The following is a 19,818-nucleotide window of genomic DNA, read 5'->3' as shown; positions in this document are numbered from 1 at the left end:
AGACACCTTCGCTACAAGTTACGTTGACCCGGGAGCGCACAGGTCGGCCCGGCGACGTCGCCGTCTTCGATCAATTCCGTGATCGTGGGCCGTTCGCCGCACAGCGGACAATCGGGGTTCCGCTTGATGCGGATTTCTCTGAACTGAGTGCGTCGTGCATCGAAGTCCAGCAAGCGATCGGTCAACGGGCGACCGATGCCGAGGATCAGCTTCAGCGCCTCGGTGGCTTGGATGGTCCCGATGATGCCGGCCAGCACACCGATGACACCGGCTTCCTGGCAGGAGGCAACGAGCCCCTCGGGCGGCGGCTTCTTAAAGACGCAACGATAACAAGCCGACTTCTTCGGGATGATGGTGGTGACGCGACCATCGAATCGAAGAATGCCGCCGTGCACCAACGGTTTGCCGGCGAAGAAGCAAGCATCGTTGATGAGGAATTTCGTCGGGAAGTTATCGACGCCGTCGATGACCACATCGTAGCCGCTCATGATTTTCAGCGCATTGCCGGCGGTGAGCCGCTCTTCGTACATCACCACGTTGACGTCGGGATTCAGCGCCTGAATTTTTTCTTTGCCGGAGACGACCTTGGGGCGGCCTACGTCGGGCGTCTGGTGAATGACTTGCCGTTGCAGGTTGCTGAGATCCACGACATCGCTGTCGATGAGCCCGATGGTGCCGATCCCGGCGGCTGCGAGATAGAGCGCGGCCGGCGAGCCGAGCCCTCCTGCGCCGACGATCAGGACCTTCGCTTGCACGATCTTCTTCTGGCCTTTGCCTCCGACTTCGGGAAGAAGAATGTGCCGGCTGTAGCGGTTGATTTGTGTTTCTGTAAATTCCATATCCGACGGAGGCTGAAAACCGTCACCAGCGGCGTTCTCGCATCGTTCACGCCCTCAACGTACCGCAAGGGTACGCCTCGGACCTTCACTCGCTGCGGCCTTGCTGGATGACGCTTTTGAGCCTCCTCTCCCTAAGTGGTCTGTCCCAAGCTCAGATGTTGAAAATCTTTCGGATGCTGCAAATGGCCTTCAGCTTCGTTCTCGATTCGAGGAAATCCTCAACGTACCCAGAGGGTACGCCTCCGGTTTCCTCTCACCTGCGGCCTTGCTGAGAGACCATTATGAGCATCCCCCCTCAATCATTCATTCCAAATGGTCAAATGTTGAAATACTTTTCGATGCTGATATATCGCTCGCCGGTGTCACAGAGAATGGTGACGACGTTTTTTCCCGGTCCAAGCTCTTCGGCAATCTTTTGCGCGGCAAAGACGTTGGCGCCGGCAGAGATGCCGACCAGCAGTCCTTCTTTCTTTGCGAGCAGCTTCGCCGTCTGATACGCTTCATCGTCGGTCACGGTCACCACGCGATCGAGCAGCGTCCGGTTCAACACCTTCGGGACGAATCCGGCGCCGATTCCCTGGATCTTGTGCGGCCCGGGATCTCCGCCCGACAACACGGGCGATCCAGCCGGTTCAACGGCGACGATCTTGGCTGCCGGATTCCGTTCTCTGATCACCTCGCCGCAGCCTGTGATGGTGCCGCCGGTGCCGACCGCGGCCACGAAGGCGTCCACGCGTCCATCCAGCGCATTCACAATTTCCGGGCCGGTCGTTTTCCGGTGCATATCCGGATTGGCCGGGTTGGAGAACTGGTCGGGCATGTAATACGACGGATTCTGCGCGACGATGCTCTCCGCTTCCTTAATCGAGCCCTTCATCCCTTCCCACGCCGCCGTCAGCACGAGTTGTGCCCCATAAGACGACAGGAGGCTGGCGCGTTCCATACTCATGCTTTCGGGCATGACCAAAATGAGCTTATATCCCCGCACCGCCGCCACCAGCGCCAGGCCGATGCCGGTATTGCCGCTGGTCGGTTCGACGATGGTGCCGCCCGGTTTCAGTTTGCCCAAGCGCTCGGCCTCGTTGATCATGTTCAAGCAGATGCGGTCCTTGATGCTGCCGCCAGGATTGAACGATTCCACTTTGGCGTAGATCGTGGCCCCGCCCGGCTTGCTCAGGCGGTTGAGGCGAACCAGCGGGGTTCCGCCGATCAACTCGGTGATATCTGCATGAGCCTTGACGGTCACCGGCCACCGCCCATGTAGAACAGAAACTCCACATGATCGCCGTCTTTCAGCTGTGTGGTCTCGAGGTGTGTCCGTTCGAGCATGGTGTCATTCACTTCAACCGCCACCATTTGGGGTTCGATGCTCTTGGCTTTCAAGAGATCCAGCACGCTGCCCCCTGCGATCTCTTCGGACTTGCCGTTGATCATGACCTGCATATCTGCTCCTGAGAAGGTAAGAGTCTGACAGGATACTCAAAATGTCCGCCAGCGGCGTTCTCGCATCTCTCAGGCCCTCAACGTACCGCAAGGGTACGCCTCGTCCCTTCGTTCGCTACGGCCTTGCTGGACGGCCATTTTGAGCATCCTGTCAAAAGGGATTCTTGTTGCGCAGTAAGCGCAGACCCTCGACAGTTTTTGATTCGACGTGTTTGTCTGAAACTGCTAAATAATTTCAAGAAGTTAGCAAACGCATTCTTGTTTTGTCAAGGCAACAAACCCCGATGGGTCGATGTGGCGGAGGCTGCTGCGGAGTCGCATGAGGCAGGCGGCCGCTTTCTTGACTTTCACCATGCCTAGCTTACAGTATGCGCCGGTCTGGAGGGTAGGGCATGTGGAAGAAAAATTTCTTATTTCGCGCGCACGAGGCGGCTCCGCTGAAAGAGTCGGAAAACGAGCTGTTTCATGATGCGGAACCGGCCTTGGACAGCGCCGGGTTGCAGATGGAAAAATTTTTGTCGGTGTGGGTGCAGGGGGAAGGCGAGGACGACAGTCCCTCCATGTACACGAACATCTATGTGCGGACCGCGACACTCGATTTTCGTACGCGCGCCGGTTTTCTCCAACCCTTGCAGGGCCGGTCGCATCAGATCAAGCAGATGTTGACGCCGGAGCAGAAGGGCTTTTTGCGTGAGTGGTTGTCGAAAGCGTCTCCGCAAGCCTGGGAGGAATCGGACGACCATTTTCGAACCTTGTTCGATATAGAGTGATCGGTTCTAGCAGGATGCTGAAAACCTCCGCCAGCGGCGTTCTCGCGTCATTCAGATCCTCAACGTACCGCAAGGGTACGCCTCGGACTTTCACTCGCTGCGGCCTTGCTGGGCGAACGTTTTGAGCATCCTGCGGGAATATATACTCGTGGCCTCCAATGTGTGACGTATTGATTTCGCAGGGGCAAGGCGTCGGTTCTCTGCAACCTGCTAGTCCCTGCACGACTCACCGGAATCTCTCTTGCCTGATCGCCTTGATTGTTGCTGGGTTTGTGTTTCTGACGCAGATTCCTGTCTGTGCCTCCGCCACGATTGATGTCTACTATGCGCCGGAGGATCAGCCCATCGATCGGGTGGTCGGTCTCTATGCGCATGCGACGCGGTACATCTATGTGTCCGTCTATGCGTTGACGGCGCCTTCGGTGGTGAAGGCGCTGGTGGAGGCCAAACGCCGGGGCGTGGATGTCCGGGTGATTACCGATCGCGAACGTCTCAACGATCCGAAGCAGCATAGCGCCGTGAATACATTACGACTGGCAGGCGTGCCCATCAGGATCAACCGGCATGATGCATTGATGCACCTGAAGCAGGTCGTGATCGACGATGCCGTCAATACGTCCGGTTCAGCCAACCACACGACGAGCGGGAACCGGTACAATGACGAACGTCTCGATGTCATCACCGATGCGCGGCTGACCGCGAAGGCCCGCGAGAAGTTTTTGACCATGTGGAACGACCACGAACGATTTATGACCTGGACCCAATAGGATGAGCCGCGCATGGGCCGTGCAATGATCGAGACAGATGTGGCGATTGTCGGCGCGGGCGGCGGCGGTGCCGTGTTGGCGTTGATGTTGGCGCAGCAGGGCGTGCGGTCGCTGGTGTTGGAGCGGGCTGCCGGGCCGCCGCAGGGATTGCGGGGCGAGATCCTGCAACCGAACGGTCAGCGCGTGCTCGATCGTCTGGGGTTACTGGATAAGCTCCCCCCCCATGCAGTCCGGTCGGTCCGTCGATTCAACTTTTGCCGTGCGGGCGGTGAACGGCTCTGTACGGTGGATTATGGCGAGTTGCCGGCTCCTTATAATCGCGCCCTGGTGACGCTGCCGAATGTGGCGCACCATGCCATCCTCGATGCGTTGGAACAACAGAATCCCGGCGCGCTCTGGTACGACGCGACCTTTACCGGCCTCCGGTTCGACGGCTCGCGGGTGATCGGCTTGCAGGCAACACGTCACGGGGAACCGGTCGATATCTCTGCGCGGTTGGTCGTCGGCGCCGACGGTGCGTTGTCCAAAGTACGCGAGTCGCTCGGTATCACCGCCCAACTCCATCGGTATCCCCAAAGTTATCTCATTGCCATTCTCAAGGCTCCGCCGGGCTTCGACGAGGCACGGTATCTGGTGGGCAAGCGCGAAATCCTGGGCCTCTTTCCTGCCTCCGGGCAACAGGTCTATGCCTTCTATATGATCAAGGCCGGATCGTATGAGGCGGTCAAAGCTCAGGGGTTGGAGGCGTTGCGGAGGGCCTGGGTCCGGATCGATCCCGGCATGGAAGGGATTGTCCAAGAACTGGTCGATTGGAGCCAGACGGGTTACATGCCCACCGGACGTGTGAAAACCGATCGATGGGTGGCGGATGGCGCCTTGCTCATCGGGGATGCGGCCCACGCCATGAACCCGCATGCGTCCCAAGGGCGGATGCAGGCGATGGTGGACGCGGTGGTTGTGGCGGACCTCATTCCCGGTTGGTTGAAGAAAAACGATTTCTCGGCTGAGGCCTTACGCGCATTCGAGGTGGCCCGGCGGCCACACGTGATGATGTTGCAGCGGTTGGCCGATGAGCAATGTCGATTCTGGAATACCGGCAATCCGGTGGTGGCCTATTTGCGAGATCGGGTGTTCCGGACGCTCGACCGGAATGCCAGGCTGCGCTACCGTGTGCTCTCGACCACGGCCGGATTGCGAAGCCGACCGCCGTTTTCATTGTTGGACCGCGTAATGGCCGCCGGACTCTTGCCAGATCCGCGCGCCCAGGTGCGATCATCGGACGAGGCGTGACAGGGAGATGTTTCAGTTCGGGCAACAATAAACCCAACACAGGATGCTCAAAAAAGGCCGTCCAGCAAGGCCGCAGCGAGTGCAGGGCCGAAGCGTACCCTTGCGGTACGTTGAGGGTCTACACGAAGCGAGAACGCCGCTGGCGGGATTTTTCAGCATCCTACCCCAACCATGACAGAGGTGTTTGTGACTCAACCGACTGCACTCGACATCCCCTCCGAGGTTCAACAACTGCTCAAGCGATACGTGAAGGAAACCACGACGTTGCTCGGTTCGCAGCTGGAAGGCATTCTGCTGTACGGCAGCGCCGTGGGAGGCGAATTCCTGCCCGGCCGGTCGAATCTGAATCTGTTGCTCATGCTGACCGGGTACGAGCGCGAGGGCCTGAAGCGGTATGCCAAGGCGCATAAGCGGTGGAGCCGTGAACAGTTCGTGGTGCCGCTCCTGGTGACGGAGACTGAACTCACGCGGCCCGGCACTGTCTTCCCCCTCGAATACCTTGAGATTCAGGAGCAACATCGCGTGCTCTGGGGGCGGGATCCGTTCATCGGCATGCACATCGACCGGACGCATTTGGCCTATCAAGTGCAGCAGGGCATTCAAGGGAACCTGGTGCGTCTGCGGCAGCGATATATCGAAGGCGGCGGCACGGAAGAAGCGATGACCATGTTATTGCCGCTCTCGCTCACCGCGTTGCTGCCCTGCTTGCGAGGGTTGCAACGGATTGCCGGACAACCGGCCTTGTTTCAGTCGGATGCGTTGCTCGCAGGAATGCGCACGTTGACGGGACTCGATCTCGCCGGATTGACCGATGTGCTTGAGTTGAAGCGGGGCATTAATTCTCCCGGTCCGGTGGAAGTTCCACGGTTGTTTGAACGGTATGCTGCAAATCTCGACGCATTGATCGCGCTGATCCGCATGGACGGGACGGTGACGCCGCGATGAATCGTCCATCCTGCCTCAATATCGGTTCGGTGGTAAGTCTGGGCCTTCTGCTGCTGTTGGTCGCAGTGCCGGTCGGGTTCGCCCGCGAGCCGGTGCCTTCCTATGACCCACAGGGGTATGTGAGCGACCATGCAGGGGTGATCGATGCCGAGTGGCGCGCGCGAATCCGTTCGGTCTGCCAGGATCTTGAACGCAAGACCGGGGTGGAAATGGTGGTCGTCACCGTGCCCACGCTGAAACCCTATGGTTCGGCCAATGACTACGCGGTCGGGCTCTATCAGAAATGGGGCATCGGTTCGGCCCAGAATGAGCATGGGGTGCTGGTGCTCCTGTCTGTGCAGGAGCGGCAGGCGGCCGTTACCATGGGACGGCGGATGTTGCCGGTGATGGGGGGGAACGTCGTCGGGAAGGTCGGGCATGAATATCTCGACCCCGCCGTCAAGAACGGCCACTTCGGCGAAGGCCTGTATCGCACCGTGGTTGGATTGGCCTCAGTCTCACAGGAGATTCGCGTCGGCTCCATTAAGAAGACGCACTTTCGCGGACTCGGGTTCTGGATCACGATCTTTACCGTCGGGGGAGCTCTCTGGTTTCTCTGGTGGCTCAGCCGACCGGATCTCCGCCATCCCTATGGGCGCCTGCGGCGCGGCGAATATTGGGGGNNGGGGTGGAAGTAGGGAAGAGGGTGGGTTGATGGGTCCTCTTGCTCGCGGAACGCGCACACTGGGAAGGTGCTCGTCCGACGCGCGCGGTTGAGGACCCACCAGCCCACCCTCTCTTGTTAAGCGAGGTGAGTAAGGCGGAAAGAATGTGGCCCGTTAGTCTCATGAAGACACGGCCGGCTCACCGTCTCGCCGGCGTGCGCAAACGTGACGTTCCTTATTCGTCGCGTCGCGCACCTCGCGAACGCGCGGCCTAAGAAGGCCCTCGTTGGACGCGCGCAGTAGGAGACCAAGCGGGCCACCCGCTGGTGAAGCAAGGCGAGCAAGCTTGGAAGGAGCATCGAATTGTGCTCTCGGAGCGCGCGCCCTCAGTAGGGACCTCGCTCGACGGGCGCAGTTGGAACCAGCTCGACGGCCCCTCCCGGAGATGGAAAACGAGCAAGTTTTGAAGGAGCATTAAGGGATGTGCTCCCGGATCCCGCGCCATCCGAAGGACCTAACCCGACGGGCGTGGCGCACATTGGAATACCGGGAACGAGCTAATTGAGAGCCGTGCTGTTAGGGCTAAAGGACCCTATATGTTTGTTCAGAAAGTTCTTGTCGCAACACTTTTCACACTGCTGTTTTTGCTTGCCAGTCATCAAGAGTACTTAAGATCAGAGGGGTTCAATCCCGAACTGACAGTTTCAGCGCAGTTCAATTTTCCGGCTCATGAACCAACCATTGAAATCAACGGAAAGGACGGGGGCGCAATGGTACTGGTTCCGGCCGGTGAATTCATTTGGGGCGGTAGCGATCAGATTCCGCGGCCGCCAAGTCGGATTTATCTGGATGCGTTTTACCTGGATAAGTTTGAAGTCACCGTCTCTCGGTACTCGAAATTCCTAGCGAATTCTGATCGGAGGCATCCGAATAGGTGGAGCGAATCAAATCTTGGCATTGATGCTGACCGGCCGGTGATCGGAGTAACTTGGTATGACGCCCACGAGTATTGCAGTTGGGCAGATAAACGTCTGCCAACGGATGCGGAGTGGGAAAAAGCCGCTCGAGGGACTGATGGCCGAGAATATCCATGGGGGCAGGAAGTGCCAACTCAAAAGCATGCAAACTTCGATAGGCGAGACGATTGGTGGAAAGGTTATAGCACTCTCGCCAAGGTTGGAAGCTATGCGTTGGACATCAGTCCCTATGGAATTTATGACTTGGCAGGAAATGCTGAAGAATGGGTAGCTGACTGGATCGATATTGAAGGCCAGTACTACAAAACCGATATAAGTCGCAATCCAGCAGGGCCGGTGCTAGGCCAGTTCAAAGTACTGCGTGGAGGATCGTGGTTCACTCCTGCGACGGGCCTCCCCATCCGGATACCGAGTTGGTCTGACCCGTCGCTTACTAACTTCTCCATTGGCTTCCGTTGTGCTCAGGATTTTACGAAGTAATCAGCGCAATAGGCTAGTCAGTGATTATCACTTTCAGGCAGTATGACTGCAGGCGAAGCTAGCGTCCGATTGCAGCGTATCTATGCCGCTCTGGATGCGGTAATTGACAATGATATTAACAAAGCTCTTCCTGTTCTTATCTCAAGCACGCAAGGTCGAGGCGTATTTCAAGATTTTCGCGGCAGTCTGTCTGATGCAGAGTTGGAGAACCTCGCGCATTCAGTCATTCACAACATTGCCAATCTTCGAGATCACACGCGTTCATGGATAGTGAAGTCTGCCAAGGGGGTAAACAAGCAACAGGTGGACGAGTTTCTTAAGGCGAATGAATCGGTTGCTGTCATCCAAGACCTATCCAATAACGACAAGCATGGTTATCCGCCTCGAAACGGTGGGTTTTCTGGCAAAGCGCCTAGGTTGACCAACCTTCGCCGCGTCATGCGTCTTACGACAAGAGCAGGGCCCGAGGGAAGTGTTGCTTTCTCAATCGCTCCTTCCGGAGAGCAACGAGTGGCCGGGACAGGCTCTGCCAATCTAATTGTCACGGCAGACGTTCTGAATTCCGATGGTACTTCGATCGGAGATCTTTACACCATTCAGCTGAAAGCCATTGAGGCATGGGAGCAATTCTTGCGAGAACTCGGAGTGTTCTCGTGTGGCGAGAGATAAAAGGGGTCGGACCCCTTAAATTTCGCCTGTCAGTCGGACGATTGGTCGCCAGGGGTGGCATGAGTTGGGATGAAGAAATCGTGTCGGGAATGATTTAGAGTGCGTGCACGCCAGCTAGAAGTGGCGGCTATTGACGTTTCTGCACTTACTTACTTTCTTGGAGATACGACAGATCCCGAAGCAGATGAGTTTGGTTTGCGGGGATCGACTGTGTCTCAGGCCGTTTACACAGGGGGCTGTTTGCGTGATGCTCGCTTTGGCCGGGTGGTGAGGCGTCTCGTTGTTTGCCATATCTCTAGGAGCGAACGGAGGGCTGAGTTGACCGACGCCGAGTCCCAAAACGCTTCGACAATATCGGGCTCTAGGACGGTCACATTTCTAAAGAACATACCAGAAATTGGCTATGCGGGAGATGGAAATACTGCTTCATCCCTGCAGCTGCGCCATCATCGCGGCTGGGTTCCAGTAACCCCACATGGTTTGGATTTTTCCTTCCTGGTTGATCTCAAACACGTCGATGCCCTCGAAGACCACTGCTCGGCCGTTCTTGCCGGTGCCACGCCCTGTGAACTTCACCGCGACCCGGTTGCCGGAGAGGAAGACATGGTCCTGGGTCATAGTGATCTTTTCAAAGGCCCCGAGAACCCCCGCTAGAAATTGTCGCAGTGCCGCATGGCCTTGGAGGGGTGTGGGGGAGCCTGGCTCGTAACTGGTTCCCTGCTCTGCGAAGCAGGCGGCCCATGCGTCCGGGTCCATCTCTCCTATGGCGCTAAAATACCGGGCCACAACTGCCGGAACGTTCTCAGAGGTCATGCTTGATTCTCCTTTGCATCGGATGGAATGTTGTGTGAATAAACATGCTGGAAACTCTGGCCTTCAGATGAATTACGGAGGCGTAGCATCCTGTGGATTTCTTATTCCTGAAAATTTCTTCGCCGGCACAGCGACGACTTAGCCTGAGGAGCATCCTCAGGCGTAGCCCTGAAGATGATGCCTATGCTGGTGGCAACAGATCAACCTATGATTGAATTGTGCGGCCCCTCGGTAAGGGCAATGTTTCAGTCGGCCATCCTCCGCGATGAATTTACCAGCAGTTGCATGAGGACCTCATGATCGTGGAAGTTGAATCGAACGACAATTGCGACACCAGCTTCTTCGCGCGCTTCAAGGAAGTCGGGCCGGCTCGACCGGTGGTTCAAGTCCGGCTGTATGAGCGAAACCCTACCGGTGAGTGGTGCTGGGTGACGGGCTGGAGCGACAATGAACAGGCTCCCACATGTCCCGCCTACGTCCAGCTGATTGAAGATTCGGGGTCGGGGTTGGCGTACCTCGTGTATGGAGGGCTCTATGGTCTACGGTTCAGGCCCATCCAATTCGATGAGCCTTGGAGTCTCCAGAGCTCCAATCAATGGGGAGAGGCGTATCTGTCCCTCGCCGATGTCCGTGATGTGCGTTACGCCGGTTAGCTGTCTTTGCAAACAGGGAGGTGATCCGGTCCCGGCGGCATACTCCTGTTCCCATTCACGACTCGGGCGTGCAATAGAATAAGCACGCTTCGATATTCGATGGGTTTCTCCCCATCGGCAAGCTCCGCCTCGATCCCTACCAGCCGAATATTTTCGCTGCGCTTGACCTCCATCGCCGGATAGGGAGTATGATGGCGCATCCTGCAATCTGCGGATGTCGCTCTACTGAATGAGGGTTCTCTGCCTCCTAGAAGAGCGATTGCCGACACGCCTTCGCTTCAGGAGGCTGCGATGCGCACCGTCGTTGCCGTCGACTGGTCCGAGCAGTCTTTCAACGCCGTTAAAGTCGTCTGCCGTCTCTTCACTCATGAATCATTGACCCTCATCCATGCGGTCGATCTCCGGCCGTTCGAAAATCCGCTCTTTGCGCAACCGCTCGGCCGCAACAGCGCTGGCGCCATGCGAGAGGCGATGGTTGCAGCAGGAGAGCGCCTGCTCGATCAAACCGGCTCATTGGTGCCGGTCACGATTCCTTCCATCCAGCGGGTCTATAAGATCGGGAACCCGGCGCCGGTTGTGCTGGAGGCGATTCGTTCGGCTCATGCCGACTTGGTTGCGGTCGGATCACGGGGGCGTGGACGCCTTGCGGAGCTGGTCTTAGGCAGCGTCTCGCATCGGGTGGTGTTGCATGCCCCCTGCGCGGCCCTGCTGGTCAGGGAGGACCCGGGGAGCATCCGACGTGTGTTGCTCGCCGTGGAAGGGTATGAGAATTCAGTCAGGCTGCGCAGCTGGTTGAGCACTCACCGGTTCAGCCGGCCGATAGAACTGTCCCTCTCGACCGTCGTGCCGACCATTCCCATCGGCGATTCGACGATGGAATTTCGATACGACAAATGGACAGCTGAAATGGATCAGTATGCCCGGCAACTTGTGGACGAAACGGCTGCAGCCTTGCGAACCATGTATCCTGCTGTCACCGCGCAAGTCGAGCATGGTGATCCGGCTCATTGCATTACCCAAGCGGCAGGCCATGCCGATCTTGTGATTGTCGGATCGCATGGTTGGAGAGGCCTCGAACACTTCCTGCTCGGCAGCGTGTCACATGCGGTCTTGCACAACGTGACCTGTCCCATCCTGGTCCTTCGATGAAGGGGGCGCTGATTCCGGTTTCGATGGGCGTCGGCGTTACGTGCTCCCTGTACTTGGCATAAAGCACAGGCTCCGTCCACCTGCATCCAACAGAAAGGAGGCGACGATGGCGTGGAATATTGCCTCGAAAATTGTTCACAGGGTGGTGACGATCGACGAGAACCATACCGTGCTCGATGCTGCGACGCTGATGGCCGAGGAATTCGTCGGATCGGCGCTCATCACCAGTTCCTCCAAAATCGCCGGCGTTTTCACGGAACGAGACTTGATGATGCGCGTCGTCGGTCGGAAGCGAGATCCGGAGAACGTAAAGATCAAGGATGTGATGACGAAAAATATGGTCACCGTGAGTCCGAAGGATACTGCGAATCATTGTTTGAATCTGATGAAGGAACATCGCTGCCGCCACCTCTTGGTGTTCGACAACGAGGAGTTTATCGGGATTGTCTCGCTCCGGGATATGGTTGCGCTGTTGATGGAGGAAAAGGAGGCGCTCATCGCCTATCTCCACCAATACATCAGTTCATGAAGACTGCGACGGTCGGTTCGGCAGAGAGGAGGGCTTTCGGGCCTCTGCTGTCAGAGACCCGAGGGGACCGGTGTTGTGTCGTCAAAAGGGTTTCCCGGCTCTGGCATCGAGTTCATGTTGAAGCAGATCCCGATGCGCCTCTTGGAGTAAGCTGGGAATGAGGACGGCCATGAAGGCGCTCCCATGGCCTTGATGATCGAGCCGAGTCCTACTTTCCCTGTCGAGCAGGTCTCCGAGTTCACCCCACTGGTCGAGGTCAGCATAATTTCTGTGATCGACCGCTCTCAGGATAGGCAGAAACGTCTCGGTGATGATATTTCGAGCATCTTCCGACAACGGTTGGAGCCAGCCCTCACGCAGACCCACGGCATGATAGATCCTGGTGATCTGCCGCTCTTTGGGTCCGCTGCTGTCGATACCAAGCTCTTCGCAAATCTCCGTGAGAATCTTCTCGTCATATCGGTTCAGGTACCAGATGGTCTGGCGAGGAAGACTTTCGGCCGGCAGTACCAGCGAATCCGCTTGTTGTCGCACACGGGTGAGTTTCTCCTGCATCGTTCCTGTTGATGGAAGCCCGAGTGCTTGCAGCCATCCGGATAGTTCCCTGGCCATGGAAAAATTCACATAACAATCGATCAATCGAGCCTTCAGGGTTTCACGGTCGAGGGGCGCCGGAGCCGTTCGTTGGTTCAGCTCGTCCCCCCACCCGGCCGCTTGCAAGGCTGCTTCATCGAACGCCGGATCCTCCGGCAATGTCACGTGCACCCCGCAGGCGGGACAAAAGCGGGCCCGCAACGGGAGCGCAGTCTCACAACTGGTGCAGTTCATGGTAGCCTCCGAGGCGCGCCTCGCGCTCATTCTTCAGGACGATAGTTGTGCCTGTCACAAGATTATCCCAGGACCCAGAGCGCGACTCCGGAGAGGTCCCGCACCAGGCGGTCGGTGATGCGGCTGCTGAAGAGTCGCTTGGTTCCTGTCGGCCCGCATCGGGTCACCACGACGGTGCCATACCCTCCGGCCCTGGCTTCATCCATGATGCTGTCGGCGATATCGCGTTCATGTCCCAACTTAAGCGTGACATGGTCGAGAGGAAATCCGGTCTGCCCGAGTCGTTCCATCGCCGTCACCAGGATGGGATATTCAATGGCGCCTTCAGTGCGTATCCATTCTTCCTGGTCCTTGCGGAGTTGTTCGCCGAGATGGTGTTCAGTCTCAGGGTTCTCCGAGCCGCCGTGCTCCATCAGTTCCCGAGGCATGGGGTTCAGCACATGAAACAATGTTACATTCACGTCCTGAATGTCCCGGAGCAGCGCGCCGACATAGTGCAGGGCGCGGGCGGACTCGTCCGAGTCATCGACGGCGATAAGAATGTTCTTGGCAGAGGTGTGGCTGCTGAACGTCTGTTCCGGTGTGAAAAGGGGTTGGTCACCCGTTGTCTTGGTCGTCATAGTATCACCATGCGCGTGCAGGAGTAGACTGCCTCACTGTGTACCCGAGGGGGCAGGTTAGTTGTCTGGGCGATGATGGTGATCTGGCGGACTGAGGTCTTCCATACGACCCCTCTTGCGGTGATACGGTGATGGTCGCCGGTGGCGGAGCGAGTATGCCCGTGAGGAGCTACCATCTCCCGCGACCAGGACACGTGGTAGCCTATCCCTCTACGGAGGACAAATCAATGTGGGGGGCGCAGACGGGTTCGCCAAAGGGCTGGAGTAAATGGAAGCCTGTGCTCCATGAAGCCGATGATCTTCGGCTTCATGGAGCTGCTTGAGATCAGCCCTGCTTTTTCGCGCTACGGGCTTTCACCGCCTTGGCGGATTTTCCACGAGAGATGGAGCCGGCGGGCATGATTCGATCGCGCACCAGATAGGAGGCGATTTCAGGAGTTCGTTTTCCGGCGTTTCCAGCCGGGTTGGTGTCTGCATAGGACCCGCCTGGATTGTTCTTGAAAAGCCAGAGTTGCCCGACGCTCATGGGGGTGATGGGAGTCGGGACGCCCGCTCCTCGAAACTTCATCATGCCCTGTGTCTGGACCAGGACGGAACCGCTGGTGACCGATGGGTACAGCGTTGCGCCGCCCATGAGTTCGATGAGGGTTTCCATCGCCACGTGATTGCTTTGAGGGAACGGCACCACATGGGTGACGCCATACTTTGTGATGCCGGCATGTTGCCAGAGCAGTCCGATTTCCTGGCCGGTGGCATAACGAAAGCCATAGGTGGTGGTGTACCCTCCGGCGCCACCCAGCACCTCCAGGTAGGACAGATTCGCCGTCGCATTCAGGCTCAACCATTCAAGGTTGGTTTCGGTGTCGAGCGTCACCAGATGGTCGCCGGTTGCGGGAACAAGATTCTGTTGAACAAGAGCCATGTCGGTACCTCCTGCGGATGGTGGTGGAGTGGGCGATTGCGCGAGGTCTATCGTCAGGGTTGCGATACATATGCCAGTACGTCTCAATGCCATCATTTCCTGATTGTGTGACCATTCCGAGTGAGGCACGTAGCCCTGGCGGAAGATCACGGGGCAGCAATAAAGCGCGTCGTAAGTACAAATAATCGTGAACAACACGTATCGGGGGAGATACAGCCGGAATCTGTATGGATACGATTCGACCCATGCGTCGGATTCCCGCTGCGTCGTGCCGGCTCTTCACTGCTGCGGTGAACTGTCCTGCCTCGAAGCCCACGCTCCATGAAGCCGATTCCGTCCGGCTTCATGGAGCTGGCAGGTTGCTGTCGATGAAACGGCCTTCTCCGCGTCATGGGCTTCATCCCTGATGCGCAGAGTTGCCGTGAAAAAACGAGTCGATGGCCACGCCTTACTTTTCGCCCACCCGAAGGTTACGGGGAGGAGCAGGGGACACGGGATTGCGTACCAGATACGATGCCAGCGCAGAACTCCGGTAGTCTTCCGGCGTCACTCCTTGAGGTACATTGGGAAAAATATCCGTGGTTGCGTACGACCCACCAGGGTTGTTGGTGAAGAACCAGAGTTGTCCCACCCCCGGGTGGCCGGGTGCTGGTGGAACCATGAAGATTCCTTGCGTCTGGATCGTGCCGGTTGTCGGATAACTCGTCGCGCCGCCCATCCAGTCGATGAGCTTTTGTATTCCCGCGGAGTTGCTATCGGGCAATGGTACAGGCTGGTTGGGGGCAAACCTTGTGATTCCGGCATGGTTCCACAGCGCCTGGAGCTCAGCGCCGTTGGCGTAACGAAAACCGTAGGTGGTGGCGTAGCCCCCGGTGCCGTTCCGCACGTCCGAAATGGAAAGATTTACGGTCTTCGTGAGGCTCAACCATTCGAGGTTGGTATCGGTGTCGAACGTAATGAGCGAGTCACCGCTTGCAGGAACAAGATCCTGTTGTAACAGGGCCATGTTGTGCCTCCTATGAAAATGTAGGACGAGTCTGCTCTCGACGCGCAGGCGGAGCAGATGTCAACCATTGCCCCCTAGGCTCTTCGTGGGACCGTCCGACCTTCTTCGAGGTCCTGGAGGTCGGCCCAGCTGGTGAGGTCAGTGCGGGAAGGATCCACGGCGTCCCGGTACTTATTAAATGAAGCCTGCTTCTCCGGCGTGGTCGGCCCCCGGCTCAACATCATCCGGTTCCACTCTTCCAGCTCGGCTTGGGGGTGTGGCGTGGCCATCCCGCGAAACCATTGGATGACGCCTTCGTCACTCAGGTGTTGCTTCACGGCCGCGGTGAACTGCGCCGCGGTAATACCGGCGAATGCCATCAGCCGGTCATCCATGGGGCAGGGATAGATATACTCGCCTTCGGTTCCCGCGAGCACAGCGCGGCACTTGTCGATCATGCGCGCGAGGTGCACATATCCTTCCAATCTAACGCGCATGCTGCGCGGGAACGTCGTGCGCAAATCCATCAGGCCAGCAACTTGTGGTTGGTGAACGTCAGGGTTCGAACCAGGACCGCGCCGTTTTCGTACGAAATGATCCGGCGTGTGGACGGCAGATCGGAGTTGCCGACCCGCATATGGGTGTCGGTAAAGCTCTCGACGTTGCGCAGCTTGGCGTCCTGCGGCGCGAAATAATACACCGTGTACTTGGTGGTCAGCTGTTTCTGGTCCTGCGTGGTGCTGCTTTCTTCCACGTTGATAGTGAACGCCACATGGGGCATCTTCCGATTGATCTGCGTGATGCGGTTATCTTTGATTCGGTAGAAAGACTGCATGCCGTCGCCGTGGATGTCTAACCGACGGCCGAGCGGGTGGTCTTCGCCGGCTTCCATGGTGAGGCGGTGTTTGCCGTCCGATTCCTCGAACTTGCGGGGCGCGCGGTGCACGGCGATCATGCCGATCTGTTCCTGGGCCCACTTCTGAATGGTTTCGTCCGGCAACTGCACCGTAACCTCACGCGGTCCCTTGACCACCACGGTTCCGCGCACCTGCTGGCCGTTGGTATTCACCGTCAGGTCGGCCGAAAATCCTCGAAAATCAGGTTGCCATCTGGCCGTGCTCTCGAAGGCCCGTTGGAGCAGGGCGCGGGCTTGGGGGTTGTCGGCAACGGTGGTTTGTGTATCGATCGCTGCAGCATGTTCCATCAGGTGCTCCTTTGTGTCGTGGTGAAGGCTAAAAGCTGATTATAGAGACCTCAATCCCCCCTCTACAACCCGAGGCCTGATCGGTGGACCGGATCGGATCGAACAGGCCAGGGCGCGATATTTTCTCCCGGATGACCGATGTTTGTGTAGTACTGGCTAGGCCGAATCTGTTATACTGCGGGGCATTTCATCCGGCAATTTGGCATATTTGGGCAGTGAGTTTCGGGCATCCTTTGAAAGGAGCGCTATGGAGCGGCGAGCAGCGTCTCATACTGAAGAAGAAGAAATGAATCAACGGCGGCGGCTTCTGGGACTGGCGCGCAAGGGCGACCCCAAGGCCATCAGCAAGCTGTTCGAGTTGTACCAGGTGCGTGTTCTGAACGGCGACATGCTCAGCAAACTTAATAAATCCTACTATAAAGCGGCGGCTGCGCAGGAACAAAAGGCCAGTCAGGCGAGCAGCAAACCGGCGAAGATGGCCAAGGGTGCGCATGGCAGCGCCAAGAGCAATCCGAAGCCCTCCACATCCCAGCCTGTAGCAGCCGGCAAGCCCAAAACCACCAAGGCAACAGGGGCAAAGAAACCAGCCAAGTAAAGTCGGTCTGCGTCGAGATCCTCGGCGCAGACCAGCCCCGTTCCCTTCTCTACTGCACTCCGACCCGTAACCCTCCGGCCGCCAGTTTCTTCCCGATCTCCTCCGCCGCTTTTCGCTCTCCCGAATAGACCGTCGCCTGGCCCTCGTGGTCGATGCGCCACGCCAATTCGAAGGCCCGGGAAGAGTTCATTCCAGGAATGCATTTGCAGAAGAGCGCGATGACCTGCTGATAGGTGTGGCAGTCGCAGTTGAACACGATGACCCGTGCTTCCAGGTCGTCGCCGGTGCCCACGTCGGTCGTGTCGAGGGCCTCAGGGGTCATGGCAGGGGTCAGTGTGCTCATGCGGTCGTCTCGCCAGGCGCGGAGTGTAGCAGGTGAGATAGGGCTGAATGCAACCGGAACTCATGACAGCGGTAGATCAGTGGCATCAAGCTCCTTGAGTATCCCAACTCTGGTTTATTCATGCAGCCCTGATGTGTGCTGCGACAATGGTGCTCCCACGGACGCGCCGATAGATTCGTGGGCGAGGTCGATCCCCTCACGGGCCAGGGTCCGGCTCAGCAGGACATGGTGGGTGTGGGAGTCGGTGACCGGCACCAGGTTGTGCGCTCGGGACAGGCGAATGGTATAGACCTGCGCGGCGGCGGTCTTCAACAAGGCCAGACCATATTCAAATTGATAGGCCTCGTCCAGCGTCAGGGTCGGTTTTGCGAGGCGTTGCACGAGGGCGACGTTGTAGAGCGCGGCTGCACGGTTCGGCTCAAGCAGTCGGAGCAACGCGGCCGGGCCGGGCACCAGCGACGATCCGATCCTCATTGCATGCGTCAGGTCGAAGAGCCCGCGCTGAAAACGCCGGTCGTTTCTGAGCCCGTCATGGAACAGGGTGCGCCAACGGGAATCGCTCAGGTCACGATCAATGGCCGTCACGGCGGTGTCGTCCAGCGGGCCGCTGACCGGATAGCCTTGCACCAGCCGGCCGCTCGTGACGAGCATCGGATGATCGTCCCCCATGCGGTCCTGATAGGCCGTGGTGCCCATCAGCGGAGTGAGACGGAGCGCCATGTAGTCGCGGAAATGGACGGCATCGTACCGTGCGAGCAGAGCCTCAAGGGTGTGCGGGGCACAGAGGTGGAACGGGTGAAAGAGAGCGTTGCGGGGGGACAAGGCGTTCATGGATCGTATGGCTGTCGATCGAAGGTGAGATCGGATCGGTGTGTGCTCGAGTGGTGCGCGGGACTGGTTGTATCGATCTCTGCTGGTTACGGCGCTCAATCACCAGGTATCCATATCAATGACTTCGGTCGCGTCCCAGAGGTTTTTCAGTTCCGCTTCTGCAATGGCCTTTTCCCGATCGGCTTCGGTATCTTCTCCGAATCGCTTGATCTGGCTGCTGTCCTGGTCGGCCGCGGCCGCAGCCTGTTCGGCGGACTGACGTCGGCGCCGCTTGGTGGGGTCCATGTTCACTGGCATGACGGAGGCCTCCTTTCAGTTCGTCAGTCTCCCCTCTGTCGGGTCCCGAAGTCAATGGGAGGAGGATAGTTAGGGCTCCAGGCTTGCCAGCAGGGCTACTGCGACAGTATCCGCATAGCGCCGGCCTCGGGCGGTGAGTCGTACCCGCTCACCCCTGCGTTCGAGGATGTCGTCGCCGATCAATTCGTTTACTTTGCCGGTCAAACCTGAGAATGCCAGGGCTCCCGTTTCCCCGAGCGTGATGCCCTCGGTCAGCCGGAGTCCGAACACCAGTCGTTCGCAGGCGTCGTCGGCTGTCGTGAGTTGCTCGGATGCTGTCACGGGGAGGGCGCCGGTTCGGAGAGAGGCATTGTACATGCTCAGATCGCTCACATTTCCAAACCGCCGGCCCGCGACATAGGATTGCGCGCTGGGCCCCAGGCCGAGATAGTCTCCGCCGGTCCAGTGCAACTGATTGTGTCGGCTGGCAAATCCGGGACGGCAGTAGTTGGAGATTTCGTAGCGCGTGAAACCTGCTCTGCTCAGAACGTCCTCCGCCAGATCTTCCATCTCATTTTGTAGCGTCTCGTCAGGGGCGGGAACCGTCCCACGTCGGATCGCCGCCTGCAAGGCGGTGCCTTCTTCGACCGTCAGGGCATAACAGGAGAGGTGCGTCGGGGCGAGATCGACGATCTGGCGCAGCGAGGCCGCCCAACTCTCGATGGTTTGTCCGGGTAGGCCGTACATGAGGTCGAGGTTCAGATCGGTGAAGCCGGCTTTCCGCGCAGCGGTCACCATCTGCACGGTGCTCATAGGACTGCCGGGGCGTCCGACTCGATCCAATTCGAGTTGATTCATGGATTCGGCGCCGAAGCTCACCCGCGTGAATCCGGCTCTGCGGAGGTGAGACAAGCTGTCCCGCGTGACTGATCCCGGGTGGGCCTCGACGGTGATTTCAGCCTCATACTGGAGTCCGAACGTCTCCCTCGCCGCCGACAGGACGGTGGCGAGTTGCGGAGCGGACAGGGTCGTGGGCGTCCCGCCACCGAAGTAGACCGATTGCAACGGTTCCGATCCAAAGAGCCGCTGCTCACCATAGAGGCGCAGTTCGGTCGTCAGGGACCCCAGAAATTCCTCCGCGGCACGCGCGTGATGAATTTCGAGATAGAAGGCGCAGAAATGGCAGCGCTGGTGACAGAAGGGCACGTGAATGTAGAGGCCGCGGCCGGTCGCCTGACGCATGGCT

General features: G+C 58.3%; 25 protein-coding genes. 11 read left to right on the top strand and 14 right to left on the bottom strand.

The window, feature by feature from the left end; all coding sequences use genetic code 11:
• Positions 1-11: 11 nt before the first annotated feature.
• The 3 genes from NSND_RS04785 to thiS form a co-directional block, all read right to left on the bottom strand.
• Positions 12-839, bottom strand: coding sequence for a HesA/MoeB/ThiF family protein (locus tag NSND_RS04785; RefSeq protein WP_013248373.1), 828 nt, complete (start codon positions 837-839; stop codon positions 12-14).
• Between the two features lie 316 nt (positions 840-1,155).
• Complete coding sequence (gene cysK, locus NSND_RS04780; RefSeq protein WP_080877905.1) at positions 1,156-2,085, bottom strand: cysteine synthase A; 930 nt, start codon at positions 2,083-2,085, stop codon at positions 1,156-1,158.
• The gene (gene thiS, locus NSND_RS04775) at positions 2,082-2,282 is read right to left on the bottom strand and encodes a sulfur carrier protein ThiS (protein WP_013248375.1); all 201 of its coding nucleotides are present in this window, start codon (positions 2,280-2,282) and stop codon (positions 2,082-2,084) included. The genes cysK and thiS overlap by 4 nt, the downstream gene beginning before the upstream one ends.
• 392 nt (positions 2,283-2,674) lie before the next feature.
• Here thiS and NSND_RS04770 point away from each other — a divergent pair, with 392 nt between their 5' ends.
• From NSND_RS04770 to NSND_RS04740, 7 genes are all read left to right on the top strand, one after another.
• Positions 2,675-3,052 (top strand): hypothetical protein, encoded by a 378-nt coding sequence (locus tag NSND_RS04770; protein ID WP_080877904.1) that lies wholly within the window; start codon positions 2,675-2,677, stop codon positions 3,050-3,052.
• Between the two features lie 158 nt (positions 3,053-3,210).
• Positions 3,211-3,819, top strand: coding sequence for a phospholipase D-like domain-containing protein (locus tag NSND_RS04765; RefSeq protein ID WP_080877903.1), 609 nt, complete (start codon positions 3,211-3,213; stop codon positions 3,817-3,819).
• A 12-nt stretch (positions 3,820-3,831) separates the two neighbouring features.
• Positions 3,832-5,109, top strand: coding sequence for an FAD-dependent monooxygenase (locus NSND_RS04760; RefSeq protein WP_080877902.1), 1,278 nt, complete (start codon positions 3,832-3,834; stop codon positions 5,107-5,109).
• Positions 5,110-5,295: 186 nt separating this feature from the next.
• On the top strand, positions 5,296-6,054 hold the full coding sequence (locus NSND_RS21165; RefSeq protein ID WP_159450637.1) for a hypothetical protein: 759 nt from the start codon (positions 5,296-5,298) through the stop codon (positions 6,052-6,054).
• Positions 6,051-6,731 (top strand): TPM domain-containing protein, encoded by a 681-nt coding sequence (locus NSND_RS04750; protein WP_080877900.1) that lies wholly within the window; start codon positions 6,051-6,053, stop codon positions 6,729-6,731. Before NSND_RS21165 ends, NSND_RS04750 begins: the two co-directional genes overlap by 4 nt.
• A gap of 563 nt (positions 6,732-7,294) precedes the next feature.
• The gene (locus NSND_RS04745) at positions 7,295-8,155 is read left to right on the top strand and encodes a formylglycine-generating enzyme family protein (RefSeq protein ID WP_080877899.1); all 861 of its coding nucleotides are present in this window, start codon (positions 7,295-7,297) and stop codon (positions 8,153-8,155) included.
• 69 nt (positions 8,156-8,224) lie between these two features.
• Positions 8,225-8,824, top strand: a complete 600-nt coding sequence (locus NSND_RS04740; RefSeq protein WP_235000172.1) for a hypothetical protein — start codon at positions 8,225-8,227, stop codon at positions 8,822-8,824.
• A 426-nt stretch (positions 8,825-9,250) separates the two neighbouring features.
• Here NSND_RS04740 and NSND_RS04735 read toward each other — a convergent pair whose 3' ends face one another.
• Positions 9,251-9,637 carry a nuclear transport factor 2 family protein gene (locus NSND_RS04735; protein WP_080877897.1) on the bottom strand — a complete coding sequence of 129 codons (387 nt, stop codon included), beginning with the start codon at positions 9,635-9,637 and terminating at the stop codon, positions 9,251-9,253.
• A 296-nt stretch (positions 9,638-9,933) separates the two neighbouring features.
• Between NSND_RS04735 and NSND_RS04730 the strand changes: the two genes are divergently transcribed.
• From NSND_RS04730 to NSND_RS04720, 3 genes are all read left to right on the top strand, one after another.
• Positions 9,934-10,290, top strand: coding sequence for a hypothetical protein (locus NSND_RS04730; protein WP_080877896.1), 357 nt, complete (start codon positions 9,934-9,936; stop codon positions 10,288-10,290).
• 291 nt (positions 10,291-10,581) lie between these two features.
• A complete protein-coding gene (locus tag NSND_RS04725) occupies positions 10,582-11,439 on the top strand; it encodes a universal stress protein (protein WP_080877895.1) in 858 nt (285 codons plus the stop codon).
• A 106-nt stretch (positions 11,440-11,545) separates the two neighbouring features.
• The gene (locus tag NSND_RS04720; RefSeq protein WP_080877894.1) at positions 11,546-11,968 is read left to right on the top strand and encodes a CBS domain-containing protein; all 423 of its coding nucleotides are present in this window, start codon (positions 11,546-11,548) and stop codon (positions 11,966-11,968) included.
• Between the two features lie 81 nt (positions 11,969-12,049).
• On the opposite strand, the gene NSND_RS04715 is transcribed toward NSND_RS04720, so the two are convergent.
• The 6 genes from NSND_RS04715 to NSND_RS04690 all read right to left on the bottom strand — a co-directional run bounded on the left by NSND_RS04715 (position 12,050) and on the right by NSND_RS04690 (position 16,527).
• Complete coding sequence (locus NSND_RS04715; RefSeq protein ID WP_080877893.1) at positions 12,050-12,796, bottom strand: zinc ribbon domain-containing protein; 747 nt, start codon at positions 12,794-12,796, stop codon at positions 12,050-12,052.
• A gap of 62 nt (positions 12,797-12,858) precedes the next feature.
• A complete protein-coding gene (locus tag NSND_RS04710; protein ID WP_080877892.1) occupies positions 12,859-13,416 on the bottom strand; it encodes a universal stress protein in 558 nt (185 codons plus the stop codon).
• 325 nt (positions 13,417-13,741) lie between these two features.
• Positions 13,742-14,338 (bottom strand): hypothetical protein, encoded by a 597-nt coding sequence (locus tag NSND_RS04705; protein ID WP_080877891.1) that lies wholly within the window; start codon positions 14,336-14,338, stop codon positions 13,742-13,744.
• Positions 14,339-14,786: 448 nt separating this feature from the next.
• A complete protein-coding gene (locus NSND_RS04700; RefSeq protein WP_080877890.1) occupies positions 14,787-15,344 on the bottom strand; it encodes a hypothetical protein in 558 nt (185 codons plus the stop codon).
• 74 nt (positions 15,345-15,418) lie between these two features.
• Positions 15,419-15,820: a DUF5069 domain-containing protein gene (locus NSND_RS04695; RefSeq protein WP_200810501.1), complete on the bottom strand. Its 402-nt coding sequence runs from the start codon at positions 15,818-15,820 to the stop codon at positions 15,419-15,421.
• A gap of 29 nt (positions 15,821-15,849) precedes the next feature.
• Positions 15,850-16,527 carry a DUF3386 domain-containing protein gene (locus NSND_RS04690; RefSeq protein WP_080877888.1) on the bottom strand — a complete coding sequence of 226 codons (678 nt, stop codon included), beginning with the start codon at positions 16,525-16,527 and terminating at the stop codon, positions 15,850-15,852.
• A gap of 247 nt (positions 16,528-16,774) precedes the next feature.
• On the opposite strand from NSND_RS04690, the gene NSND_RS04685 reads away from it, so the two are divergent.
• Complete coding sequence (locus NSND_RS04685; RefSeq protein WP_080877887.1) at positions 16,775-17,122, top strand: hypothetical protein; 348 nt, start codon at positions 16,775-16,777, stop codon at positions 17,120-17,122.
• Between the two features lie 49 nt (positions 17,123-17,171).
• On the opposite strand, the gene NSND_RS04680 is transcribed toward NSND_RS04685, so the two are convergent.
• The 4 genes from NSND_RS04680 to hemW all read right to left on the bottom strand — a co-directional run bounded on the left by NSND_RS04680 (position 17,172) and on the right by hemW (position 19,814).
• Positions 17,172-17,465 carry an ATP-dependent Clp protease adaptor ClpS gene (locus tag NSND_RS04680; RefSeq protein WP_080877886.1) on the bottom strand — a complete coding sequence of 98 codons (294 nt, stop codon included), beginning with the start codon at positions 17,463-17,465 and terminating at the stop codon, positions 17,172-17,174.
• A 114-nt stretch (positions 17,466-17,579) separates the two neighbouring features.
• Positions 17,580-18,296 carry a hypothetical protein gene (locus NSND_RS04675; RefSeq protein WP_080877885.1) on the bottom strand — a complete coding sequence of 239 codons (717 nt, stop codon included), beginning with the start codon at positions 18,294-18,296 and terminating at the stop codon, positions 17,580-17,582.
• Positions 18,297-18,395: 99 nt separating this feature from the next.
• The gene (locus tag NSND_RS04670; protein WP_080877884.1) at positions 18,396-18,593 is read right to left on the bottom strand and encodes a hypothetical protein; all 198 of its coding nucleotides are present in this window, start codon (positions 18,591-18,593) and stop codon (positions 18,396-18,398) included.
• A gap of 69 nt (positions 18,594-18,662) precedes the next feature.
• The gene (gene hemW, locus NSND_RS04665; protein WP_080877883.1) at positions 18,663-19,814 is read right to left on the bottom strand and encodes a radical SAM family heme chaperone HemW; all 1,152 of its coding nucleotides are present in this window, start codon (positions 19,812-19,814) and stop codon (positions 18,663-18,665) included.
• Positions 19,815-19,818: the final 4 nt, after the last annotated feature.

Source organism: Nitrospira sp. ND1 (assembly GCF_900170025.1).
In the GTDB taxonomy this organism is placed as follows: Bacteria; Nitrospirota; Nitrospiria; order Nitrospirales; family Nitrospiraceae; genus Nitrospira_A.
This window is presented reverse-complemented; position numbering and strand designations above follow the sequence as displayed.